Annotated in this window: 18 protein-coding genes, 1 tRNA gene and 2 rRNA genes; 9 read left to right on the top strand and 12 right to left on the bottom strand. The window is 43.6% G+C overall.

The genetic code is table 11. From position 1 onward, the window contains the following. Positions 1-40: 40 nt before the first annotated feature. Complete coding sequence (locus BB781_RS03910) at positions 41-2,314, top strand: DEAD/DEAH box helicase (protein WP_094227195.1); 2,274 nt, start codon at positions 41-43, stop codon at positions 2,312-2,314. Between the two features lie 32 nt (positions 2,315-2,346). Here the strand turns inward: BB781_RS03910 and BB781_RS03905 are convergent, their stop codons facing one another. Beyond that, positions 2,347-2,823, bottom strand: coding sequence for an Sjogren's syndrome/scleroderma autoantigen 1 family protein (locus tag BB781_RS03905; RefSeq protein WP_094227194.1), 477 nt, complete (start codon positions 2,821-2,823; stop codon positions 2,347-2,349). A gap of 119 nt (positions 2,824-2,942) precedes the next feature. On the opposite strand from BB781_RS03905, the gene BB781_RS03900 reads away from it, so the two are divergent. The 5 genes from BB781_RS03900 (at position 2,943) to BB781_RS03880 (ending at position 6,975) form a co-directional block, all read left to right on the top strand. Next, the gene (locus BB781_RS03900) at positions 2,943-3,209 is read left to right on the top strand and encodes a UPF0147 family protein (protein WP_094227193.1); all 267 of its coding nucleotides are present in this window, start codon (positions 2,943-2,945) and stop codon (positions 3,207-3,209) included. Between the two features lie 160 nt (positions 3,210-3,369). Next, positions 3,370-3,999 (top strand): haloacid dehalogenase, encoded by a 630-nt coding sequence (locus BB781_RS03895; RefSeq protein ID WP_094227192.1) that lies wholly within the window; start codon positions 3,370-3,372, stop codon positions 3,997-3,999. Positions 4,000-4,041: 42 nt separating this feature from the next. Then, entirely contained in the window at positions 4,042-5,661 is a 1,620-nt protein-coding gene (gene sepS, locus BB781_RS03890) for an O-phosphoserine--tRNA ligase (RefSeq protein WP_094227191.1), read from the top strand. Beyond that, the gene (locus tag BB781_RS03885; RefSeq protein WP_094227190.1) at positions 5,654-6,352 is read left to right on the top strand and encodes an endonuclease V; all 699 of its coding nucleotides are present in this window, start codon (positions 5,654-5,656) and stop codon (positions 6,350-6,352) included. Before sepS ends, BB781_RS03885 begins: the two co-directional genes overlap by 8 nt. After that, positions 6,349-6,975, top strand: coding sequence for a DUF169 domain-containing protein (locus BB781_RS03880; RefSeq protein WP_242492519.1), 627 nt, complete (start codon positions 6,349-6,351; stop codon positions 6,973-6,975). The genes BB781_RS03885 and BB781_RS03880 overlap by 4 nt, the downstream gene beginning before the upstream one ends. A gap of 10 nt (positions 6,976-6,985) precedes the next feature. On the opposite strand, the gene BB781_RS03875 is transcribed toward BB781_RS03880, so the two are convergent. Next, complete coding sequence (locus BB781_RS03875; protein ID WP_094227261.1) at positions 6,986-7,375, bottom strand: DUF473 domain-containing protein; 390 nt, start codon at positions 7,373-7,375, stop codon at positions 6,986-6,988. Between the two features lie 4 nt (positions 7,376-7,379). After that, entirely contained in the window at positions 7,380-8,126 is a 747-nt protein-coding gene (locus BB781_RS03870; protein ID WP_094227189.1) for a proteasome assembly chaperone family protein, read from the bottom strand. 146 nt (positions 8,127-8,272) lie between these two features. Between BB781_RS03870 and BB781_RS03865 the strand changes: the two genes are divergently transcribed. Next, complete coding sequence (locus tag BB781_RS03865; protein ID WP_094227188.1) at positions 8,273-8,860, top strand: pyruvate kinase alpha/beta domain-containing protein; 588 nt, start codon at positions 8,273-8,275, stop codon at positions 8,858-8,860. A gap of 70 nt (positions 8,861-8,930) precedes the next feature. On the opposite strand, the gene BB781_RS15565 is transcribed toward BB781_RS03865, so the two are convergent. Both BB781_RS15565 and BB781_RS03860 read right to left on the bottom strand, forming a co-directional pair. Beyond that, the gene (locus BB781_RS15565) at positions 8,931-9,098 is read right to left on the bottom strand and encodes a hypothetical protein (RefSeq protein ID WP_164997766.1); all 168 of its coding nucleotides are present in this window, start codon (positions 9,096-9,098) and stop codon (positions 8,931-8,933) included. A gap of 32 nt (positions 9,099-9,130) precedes the next feature. Next, positions 9,131-9,955, bottom strand: coding sequence for a F420-dependent methylenetetrahydromethanopterin dehydrogenase (locus BB781_RS03860; protein WP_094227187.1), 825 nt, complete (start codon positions 9,953-9,955; stop codon positions 9,131-9,133). Positions 9,956-10,124: 169 nt separating this feature from the next. On the opposite strand from BB781_RS03860, the gene serB reads away from it, so the two are divergent. Then, positions 10,125-10,853, top strand: a complete 729-nt coding sequence (serB, locus tag BB781_RS03855; RefSeq protein WP_207205236.1) for a phosphoserine phosphatase SerB — start codon at positions 10,125-10,127, stop codon at positions 10,851-10,853. Between the two features lie 40 nt (positions 10,854-10,893). Beyond that, positions 10,894-11,754 carry a coiled-coil protein gene (locus tag BB781_RS03850; protein WP_094227259.1) on the top strand — a complete coding sequence of 287 codons (861 nt, stop codon included), beginning with the start codon at positions 10,894-10,896 and terminating at the stop codon, positions 11,752-11,754. 83 nt (positions 11,755-11,837) lie between these two features. On the opposite strand, the gene BB781_RS03845 is transcribed toward BB781_RS03850, so the two are convergent. The 7 genes from BB781_RS03845 to BB781_RS15935 all read right to left on the bottom strand — a co-directional run. Continuing rightward, a complete protein-coding gene (locus tag BB781_RS03845; RefSeq protein WP_094227186.1) occupies positions 11,838-12,983 on the bottom strand; it encodes a radical SAM/SPASM domain-containing protein in 1,146 nt (381 codons plus the stop codon). Between the two features lie 3 nt (positions 12,984-12,986). Continuing rightward, complete coding sequence (locus tag BB781_RS03840) at positions 12,987-14,144, bottom strand: NAD(P)/FAD-dependent oxidoreductase (protein ID WP_094227185.1); 1,158 nt, start codon at positions 14,142-14,144, stop codon at positions 12,987-12,989. Positions 14,145-14,171: 27 nt separating this feature from the next. Continuing rightward, the gene (locus tag BB781_RS03835) at positions 14,172-15,116 is read right to left on the bottom strand and encodes a UbiA prenyltransferase family protein (protein WP_207205235.1); all 945 of its coding nucleotides are present in this window, start codon (positions 15,114-15,116) and stop codon (positions 14,172-14,174) included. A gap of 181 nt (positions 15,117-15,297) precedes the next feature. Continuing rightward, the gene (gene tgtA / locus BB781_RS03830; RefSeq protein WP_094227183.1) at positions 15,298-16,767 is read right to left on the bottom strand and encodes a tRNA guanosine(15) transglycosylase TgtA; all 1,470 of its coding nucleotides are present in this window, start codon (positions 16,765-16,767) and stop codon (positions 15,298-15,300) included. A gap of 264 nt (positions 16,768-17,031) precedes the next feature. Then, positions 17,032-17,153: ribosomal RNA gene (gene rrf, locus BB781_RS03825) — 5S ribosomal RNA — on the bottom strand. Between the two features lie 28 nt (positions 17,154-17,181). Then, positions 17,182-17,253 (bottom strand) — tRNA-Cys (locus BB781_RS03820). Positions 17,254-17,349: 96 nt separating this feature from the next. Further along, positions 17,350-17,523, bottom strand: a 23S ribosomal RNA gene (locus tag BB781_RS15935); the annotation flags it as partial.

The following is a 17,523-nucleotide window of genomic DNA, read 5'->3' as shown; positions in this document are numbered from 1 at the left end:
GTCTGAAGAGTGTATATATGGCAAACCTAGAGCCATAGACATGCCGGAATACATAAGACACCCTTTGATAAAATCAGATACCGTAGAGCAGCGGCTATACCAGCTTGATCTGGCAGGCAAAGCACTTGATACATCCACATTGGTTGTACTTCCAACAGGCCTTGGCAAAACTGTCATATCCATGCTTGTAATGGCCTCGCGGCTTGAAAAATACGGTGGCAAGGTGATGGTGCTCTCACCTACAAAACCACTTGTTGAGCAGCACGCTTCTTTCTTTAAAAATGTGTTCAATATTCCGGAAGAGGAAATACTGACATTTACAGGCAGTGTTAATCCTGATAAAAGATCGGAATTATGGAATAAAGGAAAGGTCATTATATCAACCCCTCAGGTAATTGAAAATGATATCCTCACAAAAAGAATAAGCCTTGAGGATGTCACTCACATAACCTTTGATGAAGCACACAGGTCAGTTGGAAATTACGCATATACATACATCGCTGAGAAGTACTTTGAAACCGCAAAAAATCCTCTGTGTCTTGGGATCACAGCAAGTCCCGGAAGTTCTGATGAGAAAATAGCAGAGGTTTGCCAGTCACTGCATATCGAATCTGTTGCAGTGAAAACAGAAACAGATAAAGATGTCACCCCATATATCCACAAAAAAGATATCGAATGGATGCGCATCGATCTGCCTGACGGGATGAAGGAGATAAAGGACTTGCTTGACAAAGTACTTGAGGACAGGTTCAAAAAACTGATCGAGCTTGGATACCCCATACACAACCAGAAATATGTCTCAAAAAAAGACCTCCTCGGACTACAGGCAAAACTCCAGGGAGAACTGCGGGGTTTTCCCGACCCTTCTGTTTACGGGGCAATATCACTACTGGCAGAGATCCTGAAAGTGAATCATGCAGTTGAGATTATAGAGACGCAGGGGCTTGAATCACTACGCATGTACATGGAAAGGCTTGACAACGAAGCTTATTCCAAAAGCGGCAGTAAAGCTTCAAAACGCCTTGCTGAGGATCTGTATATCAGGCAGGTAGCACGACGCCTGAAAGACTGTGAACTGGAGCATCCCAAACTGGAACATGTAAAGAGAATAGTTAGTGAAGAGCTTGAAGGTAAGCCACATTCCAGAGTGATAGTCTTTGCGAATTATCGGGACACTGCTGAGATGATCACAAATGCACTCTCAGAGATTGAAGGAATACGACCTGTGAGGTTTGTGGGCCAGGCATCAAAATACAAGGATAAAGGACTGACACAGAAACAGCAGGTAGAGATAATCGAGCAGTTCAAGGCAGGAGATTATAATGTCCTTGTGGCAACATCTGTAGCAGAGGAAGGACTTGATATCCCGTCCACAGACCTCGTCCTTTTCTATGAACCCATTCCCTCTGAGATAAGAAGTATCCAGAGAAAAGGCAGAACCGGACGAAAGCACCGAGGTCGTGTGATGGTGCTGGTCACAAAGGGAACCCGGGATGAAGGTTACTACTGGAGCAGCCTTTCCAGGGAAAGGAAGATGCAAAGCAACATGAAAGAACTTCAGGCATCTATGCCTGCAAGAAAGAATAATTCCATTGCAGAAGATTTTACAACCGACATACCTGAAGATGAACAGAAAACATTGTTCGAATACAACAATGAAAGTAATAACGGCAACATCAGGATAATAGTTGACCAAAGAGAGATGCGCAGTCCGGTTGCGCGCAATCTGGACAGGAAAGGTACAGAGATAATTGTCAGGACTCTGGAAGTAGGAGATTACATCCTCAGTGACCGCATAGCTGTTGAAAGAAAGGAATCACAGGATTTTGTCAGTTCACTTATAGAGCAAAAGCTCTTCGAACAAATTGCGAATCTCTCCAGAGTATATGATAAACCAATACTTGTTGTGGAAGGCGATAACCTGTTCAATTGCAGGGGAATCAATCCCAATGCAATTCATGGTGCATTAGCTTCAATATCCCTTGATTTCGGAGTTTCACTTTTTTATACCCGGGACGCGGAAGACACAGCAGCCATGTTGGTACAGATAGCTAAAAGAGAGCAAACTGACGAAAAAAGAGAAGTGAACATGCACGGGAAAAAATCTGCACCAATGTTGCCGCAACAGCAGGAATATATCGTCTCTTCAATATCAGATATCGGACCTAAAGCTGCCCGGAATCTGCTTCATCGTTTTGGCTCAGTGGAAAATGTGATGAAAGCAAGCTATGAGGAGTTACTAACTGTTGATAACATAGGACCGAAGACCGCAGCCAAGATCCGGGAAATTGTGGGCGGAGAGTATAAAAGATAGTTAAAAAACAGAGCGGGTGTTTCCACCCGGGACTAGAGAGATTCATGCATTTTGGCCATTATATCCATACAATGATCGATCAGGTTAAGATAGTCAGTTATCCTTCTGGCGTCAGTCTCATCCTGCATATCACGTGCCATGGCAAGCATCTTGCTGAGCATCAAAGACTCCAGTTCTGAAACTGAATCCTGTGCCTGAGCAGTATTCACCACATTCCCGGCCTTTGAGTTAGCAGAAAGTGAAGGTTTTTCAGATGTTGCCGCAACCGGCTGTTCCTTTTCTTTAACAGGAGAAATCTCAGGTTTTGAAGAAGTCACAGGAGTCGGGACAGGGGTTGACCTGCCAGCACCACGGGGATCACGGACGCCCTCGCAAACCGGGCATAAGACACGCCCCTGGTAACGGAAGAGAGGCGCACCACAATTATCACAATGCTGTGCCAGCATAGTGCCTCCAATCTCAAGCATTCGGGATATTTTCTGTATATTCTCATCGTCAGTATTTGACATATTATCTCCTTTGGTTCTCAAAATATATATACCAATGAAAGTCTTTTTATAGAATATAATTAGTTAGGAGTTAATTAAGCAACCCTATTTTGATTTCAAGGTTATCAAGGTGATCCTACATGTCAAGTTTTGAACAAGTCATTGATGAATGCAGACAAAAATTGGAATATATCGCAAACGATAATTCTGTACCAAGGAATATAAGGCGTTCTGCAAACGAAATTCTGGAAACATTAAGCAAAAATGATGAACCACTCTTTTTGAGAACATCATCCAGCATATCCATTCTTGAAGATATAAGCAATGATCCTAACATCCCGGTCCACACAAGGACACTCATATGGGACGTTGCAAGCCAGCTCGAAACCATCCCGGTTGACGAATAGACGAATACCCCTCTTAATTTTTTACTGTCTTTTAACCTTCCTTAACTTTGAGATTAATTGGAACTTTTCCAATAATATTTTTTACAGGCATTTTTTGCTCTTTTTTACATGCTTTCGAAAAAGTGTTTATACAAGGCTGCGAATGAACTAAAGGATTGGAATGATCAACAACATTTCCGGCAGGATCAAGGACAACTTCGAAGAGAAAGATAAAGCAAGAGAGAGTACTCTGGCAATCTCACGGGATGTTGTACGCAATTGCAGGACAGCAATGTACAGCATACACAACAAGGATTTTAAAAAAGCACTATCACTGATTGAAAATGCCAGAGAGATGCTTGAAAACATGGACATGTTGCTCCAAAACCATCCGGACATATACTATTCAGGATTTCTGGAACATGCACAGCAGGAATATGTAGAATGTACAGTCGTTTACAGAATTCTCAGCAAAGACGACAGGGCAATACCAGGCCCGGAAGAACTCAAAGTGAGTGATGTGGCATACCTGAACGGACTGGGAGACGTGAGCGGAGAGCTTAGAAGACACATACTTGACCTCATAAGAAAAGACACGCCAGAAGACGCAGAAGACTACCTTCAGCTGATGGAAAACATATATAATTGCCTCATGATGTTTGACTACCCGGATGCTATGACCCATGGACTTCGCCACAAAACAGATACCACAAGATCCATCATAGAAAAAACCCGTGGAGACCTTACAAATGCGATGCGCCAGCAAAAGCTGGAAAAGGCCATGAAGGAATTTGAAAACAGAATCAACTAGTTTATTTTATTATTAATTGTATCATTATTACGAGGAAAATACATGAAATTCAATCCTGATGATATCAAAAAAGCAGCAAACGAGGACTTTGATGCTGCATGGAACCATGGGAAGAACTACATAAGTGAAACAAAACTGAATGAGCAGTACCCGCACATGACCCTCAGATACGGGAAACCACATCCAGTGTATGATACCATCTCAAAACTTCGTGATGCGTACCTGAGAATGGGATTCGAAGAAATGATGAACCCACTCATAGTGGATGAGAAAGAAGTCCATAAGCAATTCGGCCACGAGGCACTTGCAGTCCTTGACAGGTGTTTTTACCTATCCGGACTTCCACGTCCAAATGTAGGCATATCCGATGAACGCATCGGCAGTATCAGGATGATCCTGGGAGACATTGATGATGAAGCCATTGAAACTATCAGGAAGATACTCCATGCATACAAAAAAGGAGAGGTAGAGGGAGACGACCTCGTACCCGAGATAGCTGCCGGCATAAATGTATCTGATTCCCTTGTTGTGGAAATGATAGACCAGGTATTCCCGGAATTCAAGGAACTTATACCCCAGGCTACAAAAAAGACACTCAGAAGCCATATGACATCAGGCTGGTTCATCAGTCTTTCATCCATCATAGAACGTTCAAATCCACCTTTTAACTTCTTCTCCATTGACCGCTGTTTCAGGAGAGAACAGGATGAAGATGCTGCACGCCTTATGACATACTACTCCGCATCCTGTGTAATTATGGATGAGAACGTAACCATTGACCATGGAAAAGCAGTTGCTCAGGGCTTGCTTTCACAGTTCGGTTTTGAGAAGTTCATGTTCAGACCCGATGATAAACGCAGCAAATACTATGTGCCTGACACCCAGATAGAGGTCTTTGCCTACCATCCCAAGCTGGTGGGCTCCAAGACCAAATATTCTGACGGCTGGATAGAGATAGCAACCTTCGGTATTTACTCACCTACAGCCCTTTCACAGTACAATATACCATACCCTGTTATGAACCTCGGACTTGGCGTTGAAAGGCTGGCAATGATACTCCATGATGCAACTGACATCCGTTCACTCACATACCCGCAGATAACACAGTACTCTGAGTGGAAGATGACCGATAATGAGCTTGCAAGGATGACCTATGTGGAGAATGTACCCGAGACCGCAGAAGGTAAGGAGATCGCAAAAGCAATTGCAGCTATTTGTGAAGAACATGGCTCAACCCCAAGCCCATGTGAATTCCCTGCATGGGAAGGAATCATCAATGGAAAGACAGTAAAAGTAGCAGTCATTGAGCCAGAGGAAGAGACAAAGCTCTGCGGACCTGCTGTTTTTAATGAAGTGGTAGCATATAACAGTGATATTCTGGGAGTTCCTGACAACAAGAAATGGAAAGAGGTACTTGAGAACCATTCCGCAAGAACCGGTGTCAGGTTCCTTGATGCTTTTGCAGCCCAGACGGCAAAGGACATAGAAGATGCAGTTGCAAAAGGAGAGAAGGAAGTTGAGACCAGAGTACGAATAGTGAAGGTCCCGTCCGAGATAAATATCCGCCTTGAACCTATTGCCCAGCGTTACATCACAAGCAACAAGAAAAAGATAGACATCCGTGGACCTGTGTTCACGACTGTGAGGGCAACTATTGAATAAGAGTGAACTGGAACTATGGTTTGACCCCGGTTCCCGTACACTGGAAGAACTCAGAAGCCTTCAGGACAAAGCTATAAAAAACCTGAGTCTTGAGGATGGCTTTAAACAGATAGACAGGATAGCTGGCACAGACTGCGCATATCATAATGGGCAGATCATCTGTGCAATGGTTGTCCTGGACTATAATACCCTAGAAGTAACGGAAAAGAAATATACGGTACAGGAAGTGGTTTTTCCATACATCCCCACATATCTTAATTTCAGGGAAGGAAAAGCCATTGCAACTACTTTTTTCAAACTTGTGCAAAAACCTGACATCCTGATGTTCGACTCATGTGGCATCAATCATCCGGCAAGAGCTGGAATGGCAAGCTATTTCGGAGCGGTTATGGAGGTACCCACAATAGGAGGTTCTAAAAAGATCCTTTGTGGCAGCTCAGAAGTGCCGTGTGAAGTGGGAGAGTACCACAAACTTATCCATGTAGGCGAACATGTAGGCTGGTTACTGAAAAGCAACAAAAAAAGCAATCCGATAATAGTGGCGCCCGGTCACATGGTATCTCTTCAGAGTTGCCTGGAAATTGTAAGGCATTGCATGAAAGGATACAAGCTTCCTGAACCCACGAGGCTTGCGCACATGTATGCAGCAGAGGTAAAAAACTGCCTTTTTAACCTCGAGGTAAAAGAATGAATTCATGCAAATTCACTAATATCGAATCACTTATGGACAATGGAGAACCAGTATGCATTACACTTTCAGAGGAGGACGGCGAAACTTCGGACCTTCTGTACTGTGAACTCGTACACAAGGCAAGATTTGGCGAGTCATTCCTGATAGAACATCAGCGATGCAGACCTGGAAATTATATCCTTGGAATAAGCGACATGAACCCTGCAGAATATTACCTTAAGTCAGGAAGATACAAAGATCAAGAGACTGCGCAAAACGCAGTAATTTCCCTTCCAAGGATAGAAAAAGATTTCAGGTCATTGAGAATTGAGCCTTTGAGAAAAAGCAGAGGTCAGTTCGATGTACTGCTGCTTTACCTCAAACCGGAAAGTGCCATGAGGATAATACAGGCATATGCATATCATTTTGGCAAGGGAATAACATCTACATCTATTGGCGCTGCATCCATATGCGGCGATTGTACTGCAAGACCGATCCATGAAGGAATAGGCATTTCTTACGGCTGTAAAGGTTCAAGGAAACACAGCGGATACTCTAATGAAGAAGTACCTTTAGGGATCAGCTATGAACTTGCAGAAACAATAGAAGAGGGATTGAAATATATCCCCAAAACATTCGACTGAAATTTATCACTCATCTGGCATTGTAGAGTGGAATCTCTTCCGCCTCGACCTTTGTAGTTTCCCCCATGGTATTGTTCACTACTTTACGCACACGTGCGATGCACTTGGGATCAAGCTGTAATCTGAGGCTTGTAGTTTCCCGCTCTTCATAGTAAAGCTCATTGCTCTGCATTATGCGGTGGGTTGATACCTGATGCCTGAGCAATTTTGCAATTATCCCCATACTGCCACCTGTGAGATCCTCATGACTTGTATGCGTAAGGAGTAACATATCACCTATATTTAGGTGCAGAACAGCCATAAAATTATGAGGACTTCTTATTTCAATCGTAAGAAGCCTGTTCTGTTTTAGTTCTGATATAACTCGTTCGGACATTCCTGTCAAAGCAACATATTCCATACTATCACCCATACATAGGGAACTCTTTTCTAGGCCCGGTGGGCTGCTCAGTTGTCCTTACATCTTCAGCGAGCCGCTGCATTTCAATTTCTATCTTCTCGGCCTGCTCGATCAGATTTACAGTATTGATATTAAAGTCATAAAGAAGGTTCAGGACATCAATTACAACTGCTGCTGCCCGTGGATCCGGATTCTGACTCATCGTAGAACCCAGCAGACTTATTGCAGGCATATTACGCACAAGGCATTCCCCCATGATGCTGCCGGAGATTCCGGAAATCGTACCCATCTGGAAAAGCTCCACCTTGTCTTTTATCCTTTCGAGCATTTCAGGAGTGGTTGCAGCACCAAAGACCTTGTGATCCTCGCTCATTGTAGCAATACCTGCAAGGGAAATTATTTCTTTTACATTTATGGACTTCGCCCATTCCAGAAGAGCCTTACTGATATCGTAAGCAACAACAGGGTTGATGGGTATATCTGAAACGATCATCACCATGTTATGCTCAATACTTTCGTATATCCGCACAGGCATGTTTATAAGGCCCTCGTATAGAACTGCAATTGGCGGGAAATGCCTTGAATCAATGGAGCCCACGTATTTCATCTTCAATTCATCGATAATTTGCTGGCTGGCAATGTTACCTACTAGACCTATCCCAGGAAAACCCTCTATCAATACCGGATTCTCAGACTGTATCTCTGTGGTTATGATCTTTACATTCCTATCATCATAATCTGTTACTGACAAACGATCACCTTTTAAAAATACGACTTAATAAACTCCCTTATATTAATATAACAGCCGTCTTATAGATAAGAGCATCGTTTGCAGCCATAAATTAAACATATATGAATAAGCAGAGCATTTGTTTATCCGCAAATAATGGTGATAACATGGATAAGACAATAACATACTTTGACAATGTAGGAAAAGCAAACACAGAAGAAGTCATGAAATTATCTGCAAAAAGAGCTGCAGAACTAGGCATAAAATACGTTGTCGTTGCAAGTACAAGCGGAGAGACCGCACTTGTAGCAGCAGATGCATTCAAGGACCTGGATGTAAAGATCGTAGCTATAACCCACCAGTACGGACTTAAGGAACCTGGAAAGTGGGAGGTCGATGAAGGCAAGCTGGAGAAACTGAACGAGCTAGGAGTTATAATGACAACCCAGTCACACATGTTCTCAGGTGTCGAACGTGCCATCCAGAAGCGCATTAGTGGTGCCAGCCGTGCAGATGTTATATCGGATACCTTGCGTGCTGTTTTCGGGAAAGGTTTCAAGGTAGCAATAGAATGTGCAATGATGGCAGCAGACTCGGGATATATCCCGGTTTCCCCGGATACGGAGATAATAGCGATCGGAGGGACAAGGCAGGGTGCTGATGTCGCACTTGTTGTCAGGCCTGCACACTCACATGAGTTCTTCAGTCTGCAGGTAAGGGAAGTGATAGCAATGCCAAGAGCTAAAGAAGACTGATCTCACAAGAGATCTTACACAAAACAAGTAATAATGCCGGTATATCCGGCTCTTTCTTATTTTACCTGTGCTATTCTGCATCAGGATCTTCCATTATCCCATCACTCAGTACTTCACGCTTTTTGCTTTCATCACCATTGGAATTTATGACAATGGAACTTTTAAGAAAATAAGCAGTGAACAGGACAAATAGTACAAAGAGAACAAAAGCGATCAGTATCACATGTGCTGCATCCATAAAAAGAAAAAGTAAGTACCTTAAGAGGTACTTTACTGCTGTGGTTTCTCGTAGAGGGAAGTCTTGGTCATCAGGTAACCTTTCTTTGCGTGTGGCTGCCTGAAAACACTGTCATTTGCCTTCTCGATCTCTCTTGCCTCGATTGCCAGCTGTGCTGCTGCGCGCATCATCTCATGACCTGCTGCTGCTGTGAGTGTGACCTGTTCGATCTCCTTCATCATGAAGCATGCGGGGAAATTGATCTTTGCAACCATGTCAGCCATGTGAAGAGCTGCAAGACCCTTTGCCTTTGCGTATGGATTATTAAATCCTGCTCTTTCAATGCATTTTTCTGGCTTTGCAATGATATGTGGAAGTTCAAGTTCCTTGCCTTCGTCAACCTGTGCGGCAACCTTGTCAAGCTCTTCCTGAATAAGTCTTACAACACCACATGTTGAAAGGACCTTCATTGCATCTGAGTTAAAGGAAGCCATCTCGACAGGATCGAGGAACTCGGTCTTTGCGCCGATGAGCGGGTCAACGGTCATGATGATATAACCAAAGCCTGCTGCCTGGAGAGCCTCACGGTCTTCCTTCTTGGATGGACCGTCTGAGATTACGATACATGGAACGTCCTTGTATATCTCACGTGCTGCAGTTGGACCTGGTGCACTTGCGTTAGGACTGATCATAACGTAGAAGTCAGCACCCCAGTTTTTGAGTTCTGCAGTTGACGCTGCTTCGTCTTTGCCCATTTTAGGACCAGTACCGAAAACACGGATGCTAATCCCTTCTCTTGCTGCAATCTCATCCTGAACGAGGTCTATAACCTGGCTCATACCTAAGTTACCTAGCTTAATGAATCCAATCTTTGCCATATAAAATCACAGTAGTGCAATGGGCAGTGTAGCATATATTATTTTTGGAATGGAGCCATAGCAATACATCATTCATAAAAAATAAGATAACTGAAAGCAATTCTACCCGAAAACCTTAAAAGTAATGCAACTTATCTCACATCAATCTCGGCACTTAAATACTGTTTCAATGCGGGATTCAAATTCCAGGTTTGATGAAGTGAGTCGTACCAGCAATAATTCTGATAGGATAAAGTTAGTAGTTTTTGATATGGACAGCACCCTTATTGATGCGGAGACCATTGACGAGCTCGCACATGCCGCAGGAGTGGGGGACAAAGTAGCCTTAATTACAGAAAGAGCAATGCATGGAGAAATGGATTACTCCGATGCACTTCTTGAAAGAGTAAGGCTGCTAAGAGGACTTCCGCTTGATAAAGCACATGATGCACTTGACAAAATGCCTTTTATGCCTGGTGCGAAAGAACTTGTCAATTACCTGAAATCCCGAGGTTATAAAACTGCAATGATCTCTGGTGGATTCACCATAGCTGCAGAGCGTGTTGGCGAAGCACTTGGAATAGATCACGTAGTCTCAAATGAACTTCTGATAGACGATGGACGTCTGACAGGAGAGGTAAGGGGCCCTCTTACAGGACAGAGTTCCAAGGAACATGTTCTTGAGATTATCTCCCGGAAATACGGAATAGAACCTGACGAATGCATAGTGGTTGGTGATGGTGCCAATGACATATGTATATTCAAAAGGGCAAGATATGCCATAGCATTTAATTCCAAACCAATCCTCCGTGAGCATGCTGATATTGTCATAACAGAAAAGAACCTAGAAGCAGTTATACCGGTCATCCAGTTACTGGACCCGGAAAAAGGCCAAGTATCGTGCATTAGAGATGCATGAAATGCCAGCTTTTTTGCTGGACCGGGAGGATAATAAAGAAATGATGAAAGAACTGAACGACAAGAAGACTGAGCTTAAGACTCTGTCAGAAGAATACAAGGAGAAACGTAACGAGCTTAATGCTGAGGCAAGCACACTTGCAACAAAGCGCAATGAGCTGAATAAGAAGACTAAGGACCTTATTAACGAAGCCCAGGAATACAAAGTGCTCCGTGACGAGAACAACGAGAAGGTAAAGGAACATAAAGTACTCCGTGATGAGGTCAACAACAAGGCAAACGACGTATTTGCCAAGATAGACCAGATACGTAATGAGAACAACCTTGGTGGCCCTTCTATCAAAGATATCCGCAAGGAAATCGACAGGCTGGAATTTGCACAGCAGACAGAAGTACTCACAACCAACAAGGAAAGAGAACTGGTCAACAAGATAACTGAACTCCAGAAGCAATATGTACAAAAGAAACAGCAGCTTGAAGGAAATGAAGAACTCAAGAAACTGCTGGCAGAAGCACAGGAGATCAGGGACGAAGCTTCAACTTATCACGCTACACTTTCAGAGTATGCACAGAAGGCTCAGGAATATCATGACAAGATGATTACCACCTTCAAAGAAGCTGACAAGATTCGCGCAGAATCTGATGCTGCTCACAAAGAATTCGTTCACTTCCAGGAAAAAGCTGATGAACAGCACAAACTCTTCATCGCAGCCCAGAAAGAGATCCGAGATATCGACAAAGAAGTCCGCAAGATGAAGAAGGGCGATGTTGATGGAAAGAAGGAAGCTGCAAAAGCAGATGCACGCAAGGATGCAGAAGACATCTTTGATAAGTTCAAATCTGGTGAAAAGCTTACCATGGAGAACCTTATGGCACTCCAAAGATCTGGTTTCCTGAAATAATCAAATTTAAGAGGGTGATTTTCACCCTTTTTTCAACTGTTTTTATTAAGTGCTACCTTGTGGACAGTTATTTCTGAACACAACTATTTTTCAAGTCCAAGATGGACTTTTCGGAACTCCGAATCCCTCATAAGACATGGGCCGGAGTTGAAAACCGGGTCTTTGTATATTTTTTTCCATATTGTAGCCAGGGCTTCATTATGAATGTTGCCATATGGTTTTGGCATGCATGCACATGGCAGGACATCACCTTCAGGAGTGACATGAAGCCATTTTCTGCCGGCAAAACAGCCCATTTTCCTTATGATCTGAGGGATTGGGAAAACACGTGGACCTTCTGCATGAGACGTGCGCTCTACAAAATCATCAAATTTTTTAAGATCTTCGGCTGAGAGGATTTCCTTCTCATGGCCCTGCCACCTTCCGGTAGGAACTATCTCATAGAATGAAAGTTCATGCACACCCAGTTTTGTTGCAAGTTCATAGAAATCATCAAGTTCATCGATGTTTCTGGGAGACAGGACAACATAGATGCCAACCAGAAGACCTGCATTCAGACCATTCTTTATTGCATTTACCGCGTCGTTGAACACTCCAGATCTCCCACGCATGAAGTCGTGCCCTACTTCATTTGAACTGTCAAAGCTTACACTTAGCATTGAAAGACCTGCATCCTTCATACGTGATGCGCGTTGAGGAGTCATGCCCACACCGGATGTAAAAAGACCAGCAATTGCTCTGGATTTATCAACATAACTGATTAAATCTTCAAGACCATCATACAACAAAGGCTCCCCACCATCGAATATGATGAGAGTAGTACCTAAATCCAGAGTCTGGTCAATGATGCTTCTCACAACATCAGAACTGAGCCTCGCTTTATTTTTCGTATCTGGAAGAGCACAGTGCAGGCATCTGTTTGGGCACTCTTCCGTAATCGAGATGGTGATCTGTTCCGGGACGTACTTGCCCCTCATTGCACTCATCTGGCTTGATACAAGCCTGTCGAACGCCTTACTGGGTATCGGGGGCATCCAGATGGAATATATCAATTGCCCCGGTTCCACCTTACATGGTTTTGTATCTTCGAATATCGCCATCATATCCGAAACAAAAGAACCCATAATTGAAGATGCAATACCAGAGGTCTCCATTTTCACCCGGTTATTCTCTATCCGGGCATACACCTTGAAAAATGGATTTTTGTAGAAGTAATACTTATTCTTCATGGTTCACTTCGCCCTGAAAACAGCCCTGTACGAAAGTATAGAAGAGGGATTATTTTTCAGTATCATCTTTGATATCTGTAATGCCTGGTTAAAAGGACTGCCACCAAGAACTTTCAGGTCCTCACCTTCAAAGACTTTCATAAGCTCATCTATCTCTTTATCGGTCATTTTCCTGAGAGTTTCAAGGGCAAACCTTCCCAGATAATACTCAGTCCGATATGCAGAATTCCAGCGTCTCCTATATTCATTAAGGAAATTCTTTGACATATCACCCTTTGCAATGGCATCGGCTGCAACATCACCGCACATCTGTCCTGCATGCATGCCATATCCGATACCTGACTGGGCAGCAGAGCCACCGGTTATCATGATACCATCAGCAACCAGCTCACCAGGTATTGCCACAATCGGATCGCCACCTACGGATTTGCTTATTATCTTTACTTCATCGAGTCCTTTCAGGGCCTTAAAATTTCCAAGCCACCCATCAAAGAAGTCAGAAACATCCTTGCCGTGTCCGCGGACATACATACCAAGAGTTGCCCGATTCCTGCCACATGGAGAATAAGTTGATTTCCACCCAGGTGCATGGTTGCCTACATAATATTCAAACATATCAGGCTCACCAATACCATCAGCTTCAATCTCCGCTTCAAGGGACCAGGCAATGTCCTTAGGATATTTTATAGGTTTCATACCCAGAAGGGCAGCAATCCGGGAATTGATGCCATCTGAAACGATAACAAGCCTGCACCTTATCTTACCCCTGGAAGTGCTTACTATAAAGCCTCCTTCAGCCCTGAGAACATTGTGAACTTCAATTCCAAAGCGGATGTCTGCACCTGCTTCTTCAGCCTGGCGAATGTAAAATTCATCAAATTTTTTCCTGTCAAGGAAATAAGCATCCCCTTCAAAGATGACGTTCCTGCCGGAGGGTGCTATGATATAGGCACCTTTGAGGTTCTTGATGACATAACTCTGGTCTACCTCTTCACCTGTCCGGTCAAACATCCCTTTGAAAAAAGTATTTGCCGGGTGAGTTGGTACACCTGCCGCTTCCTTTTTATCAAGCAGGATCACTTTGCAGCCTTTAGCTGATGCGTTCCTTGCTGCCATGACCCCTGCAGGGGAAGCCCCTATTACAATGATATCTGCATCCATTTTGAACCTCGTCTTTTACCACAATTCTTACCATAATATACCGGAATATGCCGGAACAAGTATGCAAAGTATTACATCAAGTATAAGAGAACCAAACATGATACCCCTATATCTGGATCCCTGAAGGAACAATTTTCCGCCACGCTGCTCTGTAGGGTTTTTTATGAAATCAAATGACTGTGTGAGCATCCACACACCTGCTAGCAGTGCACCTGCAAAGTAGATAGGACCTAACTGTGCTGTAAGTCCGATGGCTACCGAAGCTATTACACCTACAACCCACATGAATGAAACGAATTTTGATGTTGAAGGTATGCCAAATGTCACAGGGAATGTCGGTGCCCCCCTGGCCCTGTCGCCTTCCACATCCCTGGCAACACCAGAGAGGGTAAAACCCCAGTCTGTGAAACACATCATCAAACCAAGGAATATGGCAGAAAGAGGAAGCATAGAACCATAATCCGGACCTTTGAGGATTCCGGCAGGATCAAATGCCAGCCAGATACCTATAGGCACAAGTCCGTAAGCAATTCCCACAGGTACAAAACTAAGAAATGTCAGTCTTTTTGCAAGTTTTGAGTATACACTAATAGTAATGACTGCTATCACCAGCACTAAGAAAGACTCCGGATTCAGGTAAAGGGCTGCTGCACTGGCTATAAGGAACAACAACCCTGCATATTTCATAGCCTGCCCTCGGCTTAGTTTATTGGATACCAGTGGACGGTTTGGGAGATTGATCAGGTCTATGTCAATATCACAGCAATCGTTGTAAACATAAGAGCTTGTAATGGCTGCATAACCCCCGATAACAGCTATTATAAAGAGTAATGGGTCCGGCAATAGCCCTGTTGCAAGATAGGATGCCAGCAAAGCACTTGCGGCGGGGAGAGCAAAATCCATATCTGCAATTTCCGGCCTTAACAGTTCAAGATAAGGATTTCGTATTTTAGAGCCTGAAGTCGAAACCAAGTATATCATCACCAATAGATTATAGCTCCTAATTTCCAGTATCGTATATTAGTATTAGGGTTATCGGACTTAAAATGGGTCGGACATGTCTAAAAATAAAATAGAATTGGACAATAAGAATCTGAATACCAGAAGTATTCAGATTTTCTTTTCCTTTTTAGATTTGATATTGAAACTAATTTTACTCTTTCTGCGAAGAGAAAAACATGAAATTATCCATGCCCCTGAGCCTATCCATAAGAGGATGCTCGAATTTATCCTGCATAAGGAAAGTGAATTTTGCATCGGGGTTCAGTTCTACAAGCCTTATAGTATTCATATAAGCACTTTCCAGGGATTCATAGTCCGGATTTCTTACAACCTCAGCATTGAAAGGATAGACCTCTGCTAATTCCTGCGGATAGGAGCCAAGTGGAGGCTTGAATATCAGGACATTGTCATAGTCACTGTCCTTTTTTGTGGGATAGGCCCTGATCAGCACTGAACCTTTGATGGTAAGTCTTTCAAGTTGTTTGTTGAAGCGCAGTACTTCAGGTCTCTTTGAGGATTCCGGTCCGCAGTAGAAGAATGTCGACTTGGAAGACGGGTCACACTCTTCCAGCCACGGAGAATAAGTATACATTTGCTTAAGGGCTTCCAGCATCCTTGGATGAGAACGACATCGCTGTTCCACAAGTTCAAGAAGATTGCCTTCCCAGATTGCCTGCTTAACCTCACGCATCTCCTGGAATGTAACATAGAGGTTGTGCCTGGCAAGAAGCTCAGTACAATTGTGGGCTTTTTTCAGCTCTTCAGCGCTGTGAGCCATACATACAGGACAGGAACACGGAAGGTACTTCAGAGTATCTACATGATATGTTCCTCTGGATGTTATGTAACGCCTATCCTTTGCATACAGAGCATATGCAGCAGAGTCAAATAGGTCACATCCAAGAGCAACAGCCAGCGCAAACATCATTGGATGCCCTGCACCGAACAGATGGACAGGTGCTGTAGGATCAAGTCCTTTCTTGGCGGAAGCAATTACATCCACAAGGTCTGCATATCGATAGGATTCCATCAATGGGACCACCGCTCCAAATGGATATACATCAAAGCCCACATCTGAAAGCTCACGGGCACACTCCTCACGCAGTTCCCTGAAAGTAGAACCCTGTACAGGACCTGCAAGAAGCATATCTCCTTTTACAAGCTCTCTTGCATCCTTAAGACGTTGAATTGTGATGTCCATTTCTTCCTTTGCACGCTCATAGGAAACATCAGGGGGTGTGGGGATATCCAGAGGAACACCAATATCACTTCCGATCTTCTGCTGGAAATCAATTATCAGTTCATTGGTGACCTCAACCTCACCATAGACAGATAGCTGGAATGAACCGGAATCTGTCATAATAGGACCATCAAAATCGAGAAGTGCATGAAGACCACCCTTGAGTGCCTTTTCCCTTAGCTCTTCTTTGCGATAGATGATGTATGAATTGGTGATAAGTATCTCAGCACCGAACTCCCTCATGTCTGAGGGTTTTATTGTCTGGATATTGGGATTGATGACAGGCATTACAGTTGGCGTTTCGACTACCCCATGTGGAGTTGTCAGTTTACCTATACGCCCTGCTGCATCCTTATGGATTATATCGAATTGTGATGACATGAGCCTGTAGAGGAGTTTAAGATATATTTAAGCTTCCTTTCAGGACTTAATATCTGATGCTGACCGAAGAGTCAGTAGGATTCTTATTGTGCCTCCTCAACATTGAGTAGAGAATGCTATTTATAAGTAAGAAGAGGATTTGGTAAAAACTGATAAATAAAATATTAAAACATGATACTGATTAAATATTAGACACCATGCAAGTGAACTTACAAACAAGATGTTTAAAGAAAAGAAATTAGATAAAAATAAATATAATGAGTGAGTTGGCAGCGATCCAGAGTTCCCGAAGACTCTCGTACTTCAGTACAGTAAGGAACGCTGGCGGGCTTATCTTCTGTGTTCGGGATGGGTACAGGAATCTCCCCGCCGCTATGGCCGCCAAACTCTCTCATAATGAATGGTAAAATTTAAAGCCAAGGTCCGGATTCGAACCGGAATGGAATCGCTCTGCAGGCGATTGCGTAGCCGCTCCGCCACCTTGGCAATGAGCGATTCAGTAATGAATCCATTGCATTTATATTTCACCTTAAGTTCGTGTATAGTAAGCATGCACATATCAGATTTCGCCTGGACAAAGCAAGACAGACAGGCACGGATTATTAGTAGCCGCGGACTGAACACCTCGTTGCCTTGGTGCGTACATCCCGACCCTATCAAACCGGTCTTATACCGGGATCCTTAATGTGGTCTCTTTTTGAGTCAGATTTCGAGCTTAGATGCATTCAGCTCTTATTCCTTAGCGCGTAGCTGCTC

The sequence above is a fragment of the Methanolobus psychrotolerans genome (assembly GCF_002243045.1).
Lineage (GTDB): Archaea > Halobacteriota > Methanosarcinia > Methanosarcinales > Methanosarcinaceae > Methanolobus > Methanolobus psychrotolerans.
Note: the sequence above shows the minus strand (reverse complement) of the source record. Positions and strands in the feature narration are given on the sequence as shown.

Excerpts from the sequence above, each read along its gene's own strand:
- BB781_RS03910 (WP_094227195.1), top strand. The coding sequence starts at position 41 with ATGCCGGAATACATAAGACACCCTTTGATAAAATCAGATACCGTAGAG.
- BB781_RS03905 (WP_094227194.1), bottom strand. The coding sequence starts at position 2,823 with ATGTCAAATACTGACGATGAGAATATACAGAAAATATCCCGAATGCTT.
- BB781_RS03900 (WP_094227193.1), top strand. The coding sequence starts at position 2,943 with ATGTCAAGTTTTGAACAAGTCATTGATGAATGCAGACAAAAATTGGAA.
- BB781_RS03895 (WP_094227192.1), top strand. The coding sequence starts at position 3,370 with ATGATCAACAACATTTCCGGCAGGATCAAGGACAACTTCGAAGAGAAA.
- sepS (WP_094227191.1), top strand. The coding sequence starts at position 4,042 with ATGAAATTCAATCCTGATGATATCAAAAAAGCAGCAAACGAGGACTTT.
- BB781_RS03880 (WP_242492519.1), top strand. The coding sequence starts at position 6,349 with ATGAATTCATGCAAATTCACTAATATCGAATCACTTATGGACAATGGA.
- BB781_RS03875 (WP_094227261.1), bottom strand. The coding sequence starts at position 7,375 with ATGGAATATGTTGCTTTGACAGGAATGTCCGAACGAGTTATATCAGAA.
- BB781_RS03865 (WP_094227188.1), top strand. The coding sequence starts at position 8,273 with ATGGATAAGACAATAACATACTTTGACAATGTAGGAAAAGCAAACACA.
- BB781_RS15565 (WP_164997766.1), bottom strand. The coding sequence starts at position 9,098 with ATGGATGCAGCACATGTGATACTGATCGCTTTTGTTCTCTTTGTACTA.
- BB781_RS03860 (WP_094227187.1), bottom strand. The coding sequence starts at position 9,955 with ATGGCAAAGATTGGATTCATTAAGCTAGGTAACTTAGGTATGAGCCAG.
- serB (WP_207205236.1), top strand. The coding sequence starts at position 10,125 with ATGCGGGATTCAAATTCCAGGTTTGATGAAGTGAGTCGTACCAGCAAT.
- BB781_RS03850 (WP_094227259.1), top strand. The coding sequence starts at position 10,894 with ATGATGAAAGAACTGAACGACAAGAAGACTGAGCTTAAGACTCTGTCA.
- BB781_RS03845 (WP_094227186.1), bottom strand. The coding sequence starts at position 12,983 with ATGAAGAATAAGTATTACTTCTACAAAAATCCATTTTTCAAGGTGTAT.
- BB781_RS03840 (WP_094227185.1), bottom strand. The coding sequence starts at position 14,144 with ATGGATGCAGATATCATTGTAATAGGGGCTTCCCCTGCAGGGGTCATG.
- tgtA (WP_094227183.1), bottom strand. The coding sequence starts at position 16,767 with ATGTCATCACAATTCGATATAATCCATAAGGATGCAGCAGGGCGTATA.